Below are 12,487 nucleotides of genomic sequence, written 5' to 3' on the forward strand. Positions count from 1 at the left end.
TCAGTCGTTCCCACTGACCGATCACCCGGCCATCGGTAGCCGGGCGTCTACTCCTCGCCGATCCGATCGTTGCCGCGACCCGAGCGGGTCACCACGACGACGGAGGGGCGGGCGATGGTGCCCGGACCGTCGGGCCAGGTGGAGCCCGGCTTGTCGACGGTGGCGCCGTCCACCTCGCCGGGGTGCTGGACCGCGACCAGGATCCGACGCTCCTGGATGATCGGGCCGCACGTCTCCGCGCCGATCGGCACCGTGAGGAACTGCTTGACCAGGCCGCGGCTGCGACCGTCGACCGCGACGCCGAACAGGCCGTCGTTGGAGCCCAGCGCGTTGCCGTCGGTGGAGATCCACAGGTTGCCGTGGGCGTCGAAGGCCAGGTTGTCCGGGCACGAGATGGGGGAGACGCGGTCCTTGGGGAACCCGGCGAAGTAGGTGCTCGGGTCGGACGGGTCACCGCACACCAGGAACAGCCGCCACCGGAACGAGGTGGCCGCCGGGTCGTCGCGGGTCTCCTCGACCTCGACGATCTGACCGTGCCTGTTGCGGGTGCGCGGGTTGGCCTCGTCGGGACCGGCCTTGCCCGCCGCGCCCCGGTCGGAGTTGTTGGTCAGCGCGATGTAGACCGTGCCCGTGCGCGGGTGCGGCTCGACGTCCTCGGGACGGTCCATCTTGGTGGCGCCGACCTTGTCCGCAGCCAGTCGCGTGTAGACGTAGACCTCCTCGGCGGTCATACCGGGCACGAACGACGTCCGGCCACTCGCCAACGCGATCCACTCGCCGGAGCCGTCGAACGCGCCGTCGGAGGGCAGCTTGCCGGTGCCGTCGATCTCGGCGGCGGGACTGTTGCCGCTGAACCGGGCGACGTAGAGCGTGCCCTCGTCCAGCAGGGTCAGGTTGTGCCGCCGCGCCGCCTGACTGGTGCCCGGCTTCATCCGGTTCTTGGACACGAACTTATAGAAGTAGTCGAACCGCTCGTCGTCGCCCATGTAGAGCACGACCCGTCCGTCACGGGTCAAGCGCGGCTCGGCGGCCTCGTGCTTGAACCGGCCCAGCGCGGTGCGCTTGCGCGGCACGAAGTCAGGGTCGAACGGATCGATCTCGACGATCCACCCGTGCCGGTTGACCTCGTTGGGCTCCTGGGCGACGTCGAACCTCTTGTCGAACCGTTCCCACTTGCGCTCGCTGGCCAGACCCCTGAGCCCGTAGCGGCCCAGGCGGGCCTTGGTGGTCGGGTCGGTGACCAGGTCGGCGTTGCCGAAGTACTGGTTGAAGTTCTCCTCGCCCGACAGCACGGTGCCCCACGGAGTCACGCCGCCACCGCAGTTGTTCAGCGTGCCCAGCACCTTGCGGCCGGTCGGATCGGCCGACGTCTTCAACAGCGAGCTGCCCGCGGCCGGGCCGGTCAGCTCCAGCTCGCTGGTCGCGGTGATGCGTCGGTTGAGCCGGTGCCGAACCGGCGACAGGCCGCCGGAACGCTCCTCGTCCAGCACGACCACGCTCAGCCCGTGCGCCGCCCACGCGATCTCCACCTGCTCGCGGGTCGGGTTCGCCGCGTCGTAGCCGGCGAACATGATCTGCTCGCTGGTGTACTCGTGGTTGGCCACCAGCACAGCGCGGCGGTGCTCGTGCGGCAGGTCCAGCAACGCGAGGTAGTCGACGTTGTAGCCGAACTGCTCGGCCTGCGCCGCAGCGGTCTGCCGCCGGGGGTCGAACGCGGGAGCACCGGGCAGTACCGGATCGCCCCACCGGATGACGACATCCTGCTCGTAACCGGGCGCGGTGACCACCGCGTCCTGGCGATTCGGCGCCACCGCGTCGAACCGCAGCCCACGCGGCTCCCTCTGCCACCCTCGACCGTCAGGGTCGGCCACCGCGGGCACGGCCATCGCGCTCGCGCCGGCCACGCCGAGCGAGACCACCGCCGTCGTGCGAAGGAGGGAACGTCGCGAGACCGCCGACGCGACCACGTCACCGAAGTAGCTGTTGCCCGAGGTGTTCGGCGCCTCGTGGAAGCAGGCGTCGCCGCAGCGGTAGCGGCAGGTCAGGGCGGAACGCCCGGTGTGGTGGGTGTTGACCAAGGGCAGCGGAATCTGCCCGTCGGTCGATGAGCGCGGCGGCACGGTACCTCCATGCGGTTCATTCGGGAACGACACCCACCAAGCTGGATCGGTGGATCTCGATTCAGGACGATAAGTGCCCGATTCCGTCGCGCGGCGAAGCGAAGGTGAACAGAAGGCGAACCTCTACCCCAGGTGGCACGAAGGTCACCAGTGCGGCACGGTCGACTACAGCAGCGTGGTGCGTGCCACGCCGAACTGGTGGAGGATGTCGAGCGCGAGTTGCCGCGCCGTGCTCCGTAGAACAGGGGCCTCCGCAGTGGCCGACACCACCGCGGTGACCGGGATGACGCGCTGAAGTGGCCGGCTACTGCGGATGCGTGCCATTCCTTCACGGCCCGCTCCACCGGTGGCGTTGCCGAAAGCGACCATGGGCTTCGAGGTCTTGAGCCGGGTCAACACCACTTGGATCGCCAGGCTGCCGTCATAGCCGAGCCGCCGGGCGTGGGCGGTGGCCGCCGCGACGCCCTCGGCGATCACGGCTTCGACCATGCGGGTCGGCACGGCATTGTCGCTTGTCGGGTCGCGATCGAGCCAGGACTCGATGTTCATCGCGAAGTTGCTCGCGCCGTCATGGTGGAGTTCGAGGTCGGGGATATCCCATGACAGGTCAGTGCGCATGTGTTCGTCGGCCCGAACGATCCAGCGTCGCAATCCCACCAGCGGGTTACCGATGGTGTCAGTGTCGAGCTGTCGCAGGATTTCCGGCCTGGACGCACCCGGCGGTGCGACCTCATAGGCGACCCGGAGTGCGTCAGCTACGAGTGACTCCACCTCGTCACGGGCAAGACCAGGCATGAGGGACGAGAGCGGGGCCAGAGGCCGCGCGCTGACCATCACCCAAGCGTGCTCGCCCAGGTTGATCCTCTCGGTCACCTGGTCAACCATCTCGGCCAAGGCGTTCTCCTGGAACGAGCGGCGGCTGAACCGGTCGGCGTACGCGCGCTCCAGCTGGTGTTCGCTCATCCACCGGGTGTCGGACCCGTCACGGAACGGCACGCCCATCTCGTTGCGCTCACCGATCACGTGAGGCGCGTCCGGGCTCATCGGCACCGACACGACCACCAGTCCGGGCTCGCCGTCATCACCGTTCAGCGAGAAGACTTCGAGCCCGGCCACCAGCGGGCGGATTCGTTGCGACGCCAGGGCTCGCAGCCGTTGACGATCGCGTTCGAGGTTGGTCACGCCGACGATCCCGGTGGCGTGCTCATCGGCCTCGGTCACCCCGTAGACGATCAGGCCACCCTTGGCGTTGGCCATCGCGGCGACGTCCTTGGCGAACTCCCGGAGCTTCTTCTCGTCAGCGGGCGGAAGGGCCTGCTTCCAGTCCAGGTCCTCGGCTTCGGAGACGCCTTGGTCCACGGCCTCGCGCACGATCGCGTACGTCAGCTCTTGGGGCGTCAGTCCGAGCGTCGAATGGATCCGCGACCACATCACCGGCATCGCGAGACGATAACCGACGACTGAGGGGCTGTCTGCGGACCTTCAGTCGTGGTGCTCAGCGTCGATCTCGACCCGGTGGTGCAACGCGCAGTAGACCTCGTGCACGAGATCGGACAGGGTGTCGAAGTCGACCGGTATCTCCGCGTTCAACGTCAGGATGATCCCGTCGAGGCTCGGGTCGGATCTGCAGCAGTGCAGTCGCGGTTCGGTCGTCATCAAGACCCCTGTCGCGCCGGACGGCGTCATCTCCTGCGTGATGCTCGTCCTCCCGCATCGCGAAGAGAGCGGGCAACGGTGTCCTCAGGGCGAACGTCGGATGAACCCTGGTAACTATGAGGAAGATCGCGGCACGGACCTCACCGACGCGGCTGCCGCGACGACGCCCAACACAGCCAGCACGACGAACACCGCCGGGTATCCGCCGAGTGTTCCGGCGAGTGCGGTCGCCGCCCAGGGTGCGACGGCGGCGGTGACGGCCATGGGAGCGTTGAGGACGCCGCTGAGTCGGCCGTAGTGGGCGGCACCCCACCGGTCGGTGACGGCGGTGGCCTGGATGAGGGTGAAGATACCCCGTGCTGTGCCCGCGAGGACGGACGCGGCGATGAGCAGGACGGCCGGGCCGGGGATCAGCCCCAACAGGAGCGTGGTGGCCGACGCGGTGAGCAGGACGACCGCTGTCCTCGTGCGCACGCCGGCGACCGCGACGAACCGCGCGTAGCCAAGACGTCCCAGAACCTGGCCGATGCCGCCGAGCCCGAGGGCCCAGGCGGCGGTGGTGGACAGGCCGCGTTCGGTCAGCAGCGGCACGAGTGTGACCACGACGGCATATACGGCGAAGGCGCCGAGGCTCAGTGCGACGACCAGGACGAAGAACGGTCGGCTGCGGGCGATCGCGTCTGGCGTCTGGGCGGTCTCGTGCCCGTGTGGCGGCCACGGCAGGCGCAGGCCGAACACGTGCGCGGGAATCGTGGTCACGGCAAGCACGGCGGCGAGTACGAGGTAGGTGGCTCGCCAGTCCAGGTGAACGGCGATGCCGGCGGTCAGCGGCGCGAACACCGTGCTGGCCAGACCTCCGATCAGCGTCAACGCGGTGAGGGCGCCGACCCGGCGATCGCCGTACCAGCGGGTGAGGGCGGCGAAGGCGGGCTGGTAGAACACCGCGGCCATGGCCGCGCCGATCACCGACCACGCCAGGATGAACATCGGCAACGAGCGTGCGGTGGCCATGCCGACGACCGCGAGCACCGCCACGGCGGACCCGACACGCCCCTCGATCGCGCCGGGCTGCTTGAGATCAGACGCGCGCACTCGGAGCCGTCAACGTCAGCTCCGCCACCTGCAGACCGCCGCAGCACCCACCCGAGGACTCCGGCTCGACGTCGAACACGCCGGATCCACCGCAGACGCCGGTCTCCGGCAACGTCAGCTCGACCTTCGCCGCCGACTCGTGGTCGCCCGCGATCTCGGCGGCCACGCTGCGGACCTACTCGTAGCCGGTCATCGCCAGGAACGTCGGCGCGCGCCCGTAGCTCTTCATCCCGACCAGGTAGACGTTCGGTTCCGGCTGGCGCAGCTCGTTCGCGCCGTGCGGGTAGACCGTGCCGCAGGAGTGCACGTTCGGGTCGATCAGCGGAGCGAGCTTGGTGGGCGCCTGCAGCACCGGGTCCAGCTCCAGCCGGACCTCCGACAGCCACGAGTGGTCGGGCCGGAACCCGGTCAGCACCACGACCTCGCCCACCGGGTCCAGCCGGTGCCCGTCCTGCGAGACCAGGATGAGTTGGTCGCCGTCACGCTCGACCTCGGACGTGCGGAAGCCCGTGACGACCTCGACGTGCCCGGCCTTCGCCGCGGACTTCGCCTTCAGGCCCAACGCGCCGCGCGCGGGCAGTTGGTCGGCCTCGCCGCCGCCGAACACATTGCCGACCGCGCCGCGGCGCAGCAGCCAGGTCACGTGCGTGCCGGGATGCTCGGCCGCCAGGTCGGTCAGCGCGATCAGGGCGGTGAGCGCGGAGTGCCCGCTGCCCGCCACCGCGACCCGCTTGCCCGCGTACCGCTTGATCTCGTGGTCCAGGTCGGGCACGTGGTAGGTGATCCGGTCGGCCACCGCCCGCTCACCGATCGCCGGCAGCCCGTCCCCGCCCAGCGGGTTGGGCGAACCCCAGGTGCCGGACGCGTCGACCACGGCTCGTGCGGTGATCCGCTCCTCGCCGTCGTCGGTCTGGACGTGCACGGTGAGCGGCTCGCTGTCGCGGCCCGCGTCCACGACGCGGTCACGTCCGCGGCGGGCGACGCCGACCACGCGGGCGTTCACCCGGACGTGCTCGCCCAACGCCTCGGCCAACGGCACCAGGTACTCGGCCGCCCACTCGGCACCGGTGGGGTAGCCCTGACCCTCAGGTGCCGTCCAACCGGTGGGCTCCAACATCCTGCGCGCGGCCGGGTCGACGAGTTCGGACCACTGCGAGAAGAGGCGCACGTGATGCCACTGCGCCACCGCCGCGCCGGCCTGCGGGCCCGCTTCCAGTACCAACGGCCGCAAGCCGCGCTCCAACAGTTGGGCCGCCGCTGCCAGCCCGACTGGCCCCGCACCCACCACGACCACAGGAAGCTCGCTCACGAGCCACCCCTTTCATCGCCTGTCTTCGATCGAACAAGGTGGCAATGTATCGACTCTGTTCGATGGATACAACCATCGACTTCAATCGATAGACTGGACTCATGACGACGACGCTGCCCGCGGTGGGCCTCGCTCCCGAGGATGCCTCGACCTACGCCGAGTGGTTCGCCTGCCTGGCCGACCCCACCCGGGTGCGCCTGCTGCATACCGTCGCCACTCACCCCGGCGAGATCACAGTGGGGGCGCTGACCGAGGCGGTCGGCGTCAGCCAGTCCACCTGCTCGCACCACCTGCGCAAGCTCGCCGACGTCGGCTTCGTCCGGCTGCGCAAGGAGGGCACCGCCACCCTGGTGTCGGTCAACCCGGCGTGCTGCACGGGCCTGCCGCACGCCGCCGACGCCGTCATGGGCACCATCGTCACGCGGCCGTGCTGCCCGACCGACCTGCCCGCCGACGTCACCGTCCGCCCGCTGGGCGAGGACGACTGGTCGGACGTGCGCCGCATCTACGGCGAGGGCATCGCCACCGGCAACGCCACCTTCGAGACCGAAACCCCGAGCCGCCGCGCGCTGGAGTCGAAGTGGCTGCCGGGGCACCGCTGGGTCGCCGTCGTCGACGGCCGGGTCGCCGGCTGGGCCGCGGCCACCCCTGTCTCGGCCCGTGCGTGCTACTCCGGCGTCGCTGAGACGTCGGTCTACGTCGGCGACGGCTTCCGGGGCCGGGGCGTGGGCAAGTCGCTCCTGCACAAGCAGGTCACCGCCGCCGACGAGGGCGGCCTCTGGACGCTGCAGACCGCGATCTTCCCGGGGAACCGGGCCAGCATCGCCCTGCACCACTCGGCCGGCTACCGCACCGTCGGCGTCCGCGAGCGGATCGCCCGGCACCACGGCGTTTGGCGCGACACCGTCATGCTCGAACGCCGCGCCGACTCGGCCTCCGTCCTCACCGCACCCGACTGCGCCACCTGCTGAACGTCGGCGGCCCGAACTGTCGAACCGGAACTGTCTGGACAGCGCCCTCACCATGGTGAACACAGCCGTGGTCGCGCCGAACCGCGGGGCGGTATCGTTTCAGGTAGCGGCGGTGGGGCTCGCCGCTTCGAAAGTCCGTCTGCGGGAGACCTTTCACCGGAGGCAGCTCCAGCTTCCAATCCAGGTCGTCCGCCTCCACCATGCCCGTGGTCACCGCATCATCGAGCAGTTCGTCGGTCAACGGCTCCGGCGCGACCCCGAGAGCGCGGTGCAGTGCTGTAAAGGTCATGACTCGAGCGTAGAGATAGCCGACGACAGCACCCGTACCCGGACGGTGGTGTCAGCGAGACGTCCACCACGACCCCACCTTGTGCGATCAGCCATTGCGCCAGGTGCAGGCCGAGACCGCGGGCGTTCTCCACCGCCCACCGACATTCGCCGAACTGCCGCGCCCAGGTCAGCCGCCGCCGGTACTCGACAGCGGATCCTCCGACGAGGAAACCGAGGCGAACAAGTTCGCGGCCGACCTGCTCGTCTCGCCCGCGTACCGGAGTGAACTGATCAAGCTCAACTCGTGGAACTCGCGCCAGGTACGCGCGTTCGCGGATCGGCTCGGTGTCGCACCCGCGATCGTGGCCTGCCGGTTGCAGTTCGAACTCAAGGACTACCGGTTCGGCAAGGACCTATTCGAGAAGTACGAGCTGGTGGACTGACCCACCGGGAGGCGGGAAGCCGACGCGGATCCTTGACCGGCGGGCACGCCGACCACTGCAACGTCGGCATCGTCCTGGCGGCCGTGTCGCTGATGGTCATGCCGTTCCTGTGGTCCGCGCAGCACCGCGCCGGACGCGAACTGGGCTCGGTCAGCGCCGTCGCGGACTTCGAGCAGACCGTGATGTGCATCTGCCTGTCCGCGGAGTGCTCCTTGTGGGCCTGATCCTCAACTCGCTGTTGGGCTGGTTCTGGGTCATGACCTCGAACTCTTCGTCATCGACGGGCTGTGCCTGCCCGGCCTTCCCGCACTCCAACTGCGCGCGGCCAAAGAGAACCTTCACGCGAAAGGGCGCCGTGGCATGCGATTCCCGCGCCCGCTGCGCTGGCTCGTTGCGGCGGTCGGCTCCCACCGATGGTGACATCGCTCGGTCGCCGGCGCTGCGGCCAGCCACCACCCACGAAGACCATGAACGCATGGAACCGGTATGGGTCTATCCCGTGAGGCGATCGGCGAGGTCGGGCAGTCTGGTGGTGGTGTGGAATCGGCGCAACCAGGTGGTGGGCAGTGTGGTGGTGCCGTTGCGGGCGCCGGCCATGGCGGCGGTGGAGTCGGTGGCGCCGCCCGCGTGGATGGCGTAGCGGATCGCTTCGACCGGATCGTCGGGGTTGCTCAGGAAGGCGAGCAGGGCGAGCGGGACCGAGGACAGGGCGGAGGGGTCGTTGCCCAGCGCTGCGGCGGCCTCGGTGGGGGTGGCGTGGTGGGCGAGTGTGGCGACGCGGCCGAGTTTGTCCTGCCACAGCCGTGAGGGAAGGAGCCGTTGCAGGTCGAGCAGGAACCGGATGTGGTCCAGCGGGGTTGTCGGGTCGCTGCGCAGTGCGAGGAAGGTGGCGGCTGCCTGGCATCGGGCGCCGTGCCGGCCGTGGGGTGGGCGTGGGCGACGGTGGTGCTGCGGTCGGCCAGTTCGACCGCGTGCTCCGCGCTGGTGGCGACCAGTGCCACGGGGGCGACGCGCATGGCGGCGCCGTTGCCCTGGGAGCCTTGGGTGTCGAGGAAGGCGTGGGCGGCCTCGCGCCACGGGACTCCGGCGTGCAGGAGACCGAACACCTGTGGGCTTCCGGTGCCGTAGCCGCGCCACGGTTCACGTTGCCAGGCCGCGGCGAACTCGCGTGCGAGCCGGTTTTCGTCGAGGAGTCCGGGGTCGCGTCGAGCGGCGAGGTGTTCGGCGAGCACGACGGTGAGCACGGTGTCGTCGGTGTGGACCAGCAGGCTCGGGGCGTGTTCCTCGGCGGCGAGGGCGTCGGGTGGCACTGTGTCGCGGCCTTCGAACGGTGCGCCGAGGGCGTTACCGAGGCCGGTGCCCAACAGCAGTCCGCGGGCTTTGTCCGCGCGGGTCGGGGTCCTGGTCGAGGTCATCGCGGGTCACCGGGTTCCACTGGGGTGGAGCACGATTCGGTAGAGGGGTTGACTGCCGGCGCCGATCCGATGGGTTCCGGCGTGCAGGACGTGCGGCTCGCCGTCGATCGTCGCGGCCACCGCGTCGGCCAAGTGCACGATCAGGAACCCGCGCAGCAGGTGCCCCCGGCTGGCGGTGTCGCCGACCTCGCAGGTCAGCATCCCGCTGCGGGTGGCGGCTGCCATCAGCTCCCGCGCCCGGCGTGCCGGGCGGCCGGGGGTCGAGCAGCGCGACTCGCCGGTCACGACCGGTTCGACGTCGGGTGCCGGTCGCGACGGGCGATCGTTTCGGTGTACGGGGTCGGCGGGTTCCGATCGGAGCACGGCGCCTCAGCGGGCCGCTTGGAAGGTCACCTCGGTCATGCACGAGAGCATGTCGAGGACGGAGGTGAACCGGCGTTCGGGCAGTTTGTTGATCGCGGCGAAGACGGCGGGGCGCGCGTCGCAGCGCAGGGCGGCGTTGATCAGGTCGATCTTGCTCGCGGAGCCGGCCAGGAAGGCGTCCTGGACGCAGTCGATGATCTCGGTCTGGGTCAGTGCCCGGCCGGTGCCGGGGTGGGCGGTTTCCATGACCCCAACTCTACTCTAACGTGAGGGTTGTGTAGAGTGGTGGTGCTCATGACGGGAGCACGAGTGAGGGGCGGCACCCACCGGGTGCCGCCCCTCGCCGTCATCGGCTTCGTCCGTGCTCGGTCAGTGCGAGCCGGCGAGTTGCCCGGTGAGCTTGCTGTGCAGCTGTTCGCTGTGCGCGTTGAGGCCGATGATCTCCGCGTCGATGCCGCGTGCGGCGAACTTGGTGGTGACGGCGTCGAGGGTGGCCACGGCGGAGCTGTCCCAGACGTGGGCGTCGGACAGGTCGATGACGGCCTTGGTGACGCTGTCGGTGTAGTCGAAGGAGTGCATGAGCTCGTTGGTGGAGGCGAAGAACAGCTCTCCGGTGACGGCGTAGACGCGGATCGTGCCGTCGGGGTCCAGCACGCTGGAGACGTCGACGAGGTGGGCGACGCGGCGGGCGAAGAAGACCGCGGCGAGCAGGGCTCCGGCGACGACGCCGAGGGCGAGGTTGTGGGTGGCCACGACGACGCCGACGGTCACCACCATGACGGCGGTCTCGCTCTTGGGCGCACGGCGCAGCGCGCCGGGCTTGATGCTGGTCCAGTCGAACGTGCTGACCGACACGAACACCATGACCGCGACCAGCGCGGCCATCGGGATGAGCGAGACGACCGGGCCGAGGGTGAGCACCAGGATCAGCAGGAACACGCCGGCGGCGAGGGTGGACAGACGGGTGCGGCCGCCGGACTTGATGTTGATGATGGACTGGCCGATCATCGCGCAGCCGGCCATGCCGCCGAGGAAGCCGGTGGCGATGTTGGCGATGCCCTGGCCGCGGACCTCGACGCCCTTCTTCGACGGGGTGTCGGTGAGGTCGTCGATCAGCTGCGCGGTCAGCAGCGACTCGATGAGGCCGACCACGGCGAGGGTCAGGGCGTAGGGCGCGACGATGGTGAGGGTCTCGAAGGCGAACGGCACCATCGGGATGCCCAGGATCGGCAGGGCGTCGGGCAGGTCGCCCATGCCGCCCACGGTCGGGACGTCGATATGCAGGAAGACCGTGAGCGAGGTGATGACGACGATCGCGACCAGCGGCGCGGGGATCGCCTTGGTCAGGCGGGGCAGCAGGTAGATGATGCCCAGGCCGAGCACGGCCAGCGCGATGACGGGCCAGCCGCCGGCGGTGATGTGCGGGATCTGGGCGGTGAACAGCAGGATGGCCAGGGCGTTGACGAAGCCGACCATGACGGTGCGTGGCACGAAGCGCATGAGCTTGTGCACGCCGATCAGACCGAACAGGATCTGGAAGACACCGGTCAGGATGGTCGCGGCGAACAGGTACTCCACGCCGTGGTCGCGCACCAGCGGCACCAGCACCAACGCCATCGCGCCGGTCGCGGCCGAGATCATGCCGGGTCGGCCGCCGGAGAACGCGATGATGATCGCGATGGTGAACGAGGCGTAGAGCCCGACCTTCGGGTCGACACCGGCGATGATGGAGAACGACAACGCCTCGGGGATGAGCGCGAGGGCGACGACCAGGCCGGAGAGCAGGTCGGCGCGGGGGTTGGCGAACCAGTTCACGCGCACCCTGGACATCAGGGTGGGGCGCGGGGCGGCCTCGAACGAGGACAAACGTCACCTCGGGGGACTTGAGCGCGAGTGGGCAGGCGCTACTCGCGTGGTGAACAGGGGTGGTCCCGGCGCGCGACGATGGGCGCGGGGTGTGCCTGCCTCGTGGCAGGCGGGAAGTGTGGGGTGGTGCCGCGAACCGCTGATCTCGCGACCGTGGTGCTAGGTGCCGCGGACCTCCGGTGCGGTGCTCATGCGTCGGGTGCCTCTCGAAGTCCGGACGAACCCCACGCGACGCCCTGGTGACCAGGGGATCGGGGTTTCATGACGGGCCGCGGCTTCTCCGGCGCAACCACAGGGAACTCTACCCTGACGTGACAGTTGATCCCAGATGGGGTGGACTGATGGTGAGCAAGCTCTCCACAGCATCCTGCTCGGCTACGGTCGGCGGGGTGCTCGACCCGAGGGATCGTCCGCCGTTGCGTCTGGCGGAGTTGTTGCGGCTGCTGCGTGATCGCGGCGTCGAGTGGGTGCTCAGCGGTTCGACGGTGCTCACGCTCTACGGCGCCGACCTGCGGCCCGACGACCTGGACGTGGTGCCCGACCTGGCGCCGGAAAACCTGGACCGCCTGGCCGGGCTGCCGGCCGAGGCGGGCGCGGTGCCCGCGTTCTTCCCCGACTGGAAGCCGGGCCTGACCCTGGAGCAGTGCCTGGCCTGGACGCCGCGGCCGGCCACGTCGGCCAATCTCGACCACCTGTTCGTCACCCGATTGGGGATGCTCGACGTGCCGCCGGAGATCACCGGCACCTACGCGCACCTGCGCGCCGGCGCGACGGAGTTCGAGCTGGCGGGCGTGCACGTGTGGGTGCGCGACCCCCGCGAGGTGCTCGACCGCATCCCCGAGCCGCCGTGCCGCAAGAACCGCGCGGGCGGACCGCCGCGTACGTCGCCGTGCTGGCACGGCTGCGATCGGGATCGGCGGGAGGCGGCTGACGGTCAGGGCAGGCGGGCTCAAGCCATTCCGGAACGCCACGTGGTCGAGGA

Annotated in this window: 10 protein-coding genes and 3 pseudogenes; 3 read left to right on the forward strand and 10 right to left on the reverse strand. The window is 69.8% G+C overall.

The features are described 5' to 3' along the window. Nucleotides 1-47 precede the first annotated feature (47 nt). The 5 genes and pseudogenes from LZG04_RS11835 to LZG04_RS11855 all read right to left on the reverse strand — a co-directional run bounded on the left by LZG04_RS11835 (nucleotide 48) and on the right by LZG04_RS11855 (nucleotide 6,177). Complete coding sequence (locus LZG04_RS11835; RefSeq protein WP_233815875.1) at nucleotides 48-2,120, reverse strand: PhoX family phosphatase; 2,073 nt, start codon at nucleotides 2,118-2,120, stop codon at nucleotides 48-50. 165 nt (nucleotides 2,121-2,285) lie between these two features. Then, nucleotides 2,286-3,560: a helix-turn-helix domain-containing protein gene (locus LZG04_RS11840; protein ID WP_233815876.1), complete on the reverse strand. Its 1,275-nt coding sequence runs from the start codon at nucleotides 3,558-3,560 to the stop codon at nucleotides 2,286-2,288. Between the two features lie 42 nt (nucleotides 3,561-3,602). After that, nucleotides 3,603-3,776, reverse strand: coding sequence for a hypothetical protein (locus LZG04_RS11845; protein WP_233815877.1), 174 nt, complete (start codon nucleotides 3,774-3,776; stop codon nucleotides 3,603-3,605). Nucleotides 3,777-3,890: 114 nt separating this feature from the next. After that, nucleotides 3,891-4,868 carry an MFS transporter gene (locus LZG04_RS11850; protein WP_233815878.1) on the reverse strand — a complete coding sequence of 326 codons (978 nt, stop codon included), beginning with the start codon at nucleotides 4,866-4,868 and terminating at the stop codon, nucleotides 3,891-3,893. After that, a pseudogene (locus tag LZG04_RS11855) lies at nucleotides 4,855-6,177 on the reverse strand (FAD-dependent oxidoreductase). The gene LZG04_RS11850 and the pseudogene LZG04_RS11855 overlap by 14 nt, the downstream one beginning before the upstream one ends. 101 nt (nucleotides 6,178-6,278) lie before the next feature. Between LZG04_RS11855 and LZG04_RS11860 the strand changes: the two are divergent. After that, complete coding sequence (locus tag LZG04_RS11860) at nucleotides 6,279-7,148, forward strand: metalloregulator ArsR/SmtB family transcription factor (protein WP_233815879.1); 870 nt, start codon at nucleotides 6,279-6,281, stop codon at nucleotides 7,146-7,148. On the opposite strand, the gene LZG04_RS11865 is transcribed toward LZG04_RS11860, so the two are convergent. Continuing rightward, nucleotides 7,120-7,437 (reverse strand): hypothetical protein, encoded by a 318-nt coding sequence (locus tag LZG04_RS11865; RefSeq protein ID WP_233815880.1) that lies wholly within the window; start codon nucleotides 7,435-7,437, stop codon nucleotides 7,120-7,122. The two genes, LZG04_RS11860 and LZG04_RS11865, sit on opposite strands and share 29 nt — an antisense overlap. A gap of 103 nt (nucleotides 7,438-7,540) precedes the next feature. On the opposite strand from LZG04_RS11865, the gene LZG04_RS11870 reads away from it, so the two are divergent. Both LZG04_RS11870 and LZG04_RS11875 read left to right on the forward strand, forming a co-directional pair. Beyond that, nucleotides 7,541-7,861 (forward strand): ImmA/IrrE family metallo-endopeptidase, encoded by a 321-nt coding sequence (locus LZG04_RS11870; protein ID WP_233815881.1) that lies wholly within the window; start codon nucleotides 7,541-7,543, stop codon nucleotides 7,859-7,861. 47 nt (nucleotides 7,862-7,908) lie between these two features. After that, nucleotides 7,909-8,114: pseudogene (locus LZG04_RS11875) on the forward strand (cobalt transporter); the annotation flags it as partial. A gap of 389 nt (nucleotides 8,115-8,503) precedes the next feature. Here the strand turns inward: LZG04_RS11875 and LZG04_RS11880 are convergent. The 4 genes and pseudogenes from LZG04_RS11880 to LZG04_RS11895 all read right to left on the reverse strand — a co-directional run. Then, nucleotides 8,504-9,276: pseudogene (locus LZG04_RS11880) on the reverse strand (ADP-ribosylglycohydrolase family protein); the annotation flags it as partial. 6 nt (nucleotides 9,277-9,282) lie between these two features. Beyond that, nucleotides 9,283-9,561, reverse strand: a complete 279-nt coding sequence (locus LZG04_RS11885; protein ID WP_233815883.1) for a hypothetical protein — start codon at nucleotides 9,559-9,561, stop codon at nucleotides 9,283-9,285. An 84-nt stretch (nucleotides 9,562-9,645) separates the two neighbouring features. After that, nucleotides 9,646-9,885, reverse strand: a complete 240-nt coding sequence (locus tag LZG04_RS11890) for a DUF2795 domain-containing protein (RefSeq protein ID WP_233815884.1) — start codon at nucleotides 9,883-9,885, stop codon at nucleotides 9,646-9,648. 123 nt (nucleotides 9,886-10,008) lie between these two features. Next, the gene (locus tag LZG04_RS11895) at nucleotides 10,009-11,472 is read right to left on the reverse strand and encodes a SulP family inorganic anion transporter (protein ID WP_374202808.1); all 1,464 of its coding nucleotides are present in this window, start codon (nucleotides 11,470-11,472) and stop codon (nucleotides 10,009-10,011) included. Between the last annotated feature and the right edge of the window lie 1,015 nt (nucleotides 11,473-12,487).

It is taken from the genome of Saccharothrix sp. S26 (assembly GCF_021390395.1).
GTDB lineage: Bacteria > Actinomycetota > Actinomycetes > Mycobacteriales > Pseudonocardiaceae > Actinosynnema.

Coding starts and splice junctions, on each gene's coding strand:
- LZG04_RS11840 (WP_233815876.1), bottom strand. CDS start 3,560: ATGCCGGTGATGTGGTCGCGGATCCATTCGACGCTCGGACTGACGCCC.
- LZG04_RS11865 (WP_233815880.1), bottom strand. CDS start 7,437: ATGACCTTTACAGCACTGCACCGCGCTCTCGGGGTCGCGCCGGAGCCG.
- LZG04_RS11890 (WP_233815884.1), bottom strand. CDS start 9,885: ATGGAAACCGCCCACCCCGGCACCGGCCGGGCACTGACCCAGACCGAG.
- LZG04_RS11860 (WP_233815879.1), top strand. CDS start 6,279: ATGACGACGACGCTGCCCGCGGTGGGCCTCGCTCCCGAGGATGCCTCG.
- LZG04_RS11845 (WP_233815877.1), bottom strand. CDS start 3,776: ATGACGACCGAACCGCGACTGCACTGCTGCAGATCCGACCCGAGCCTC.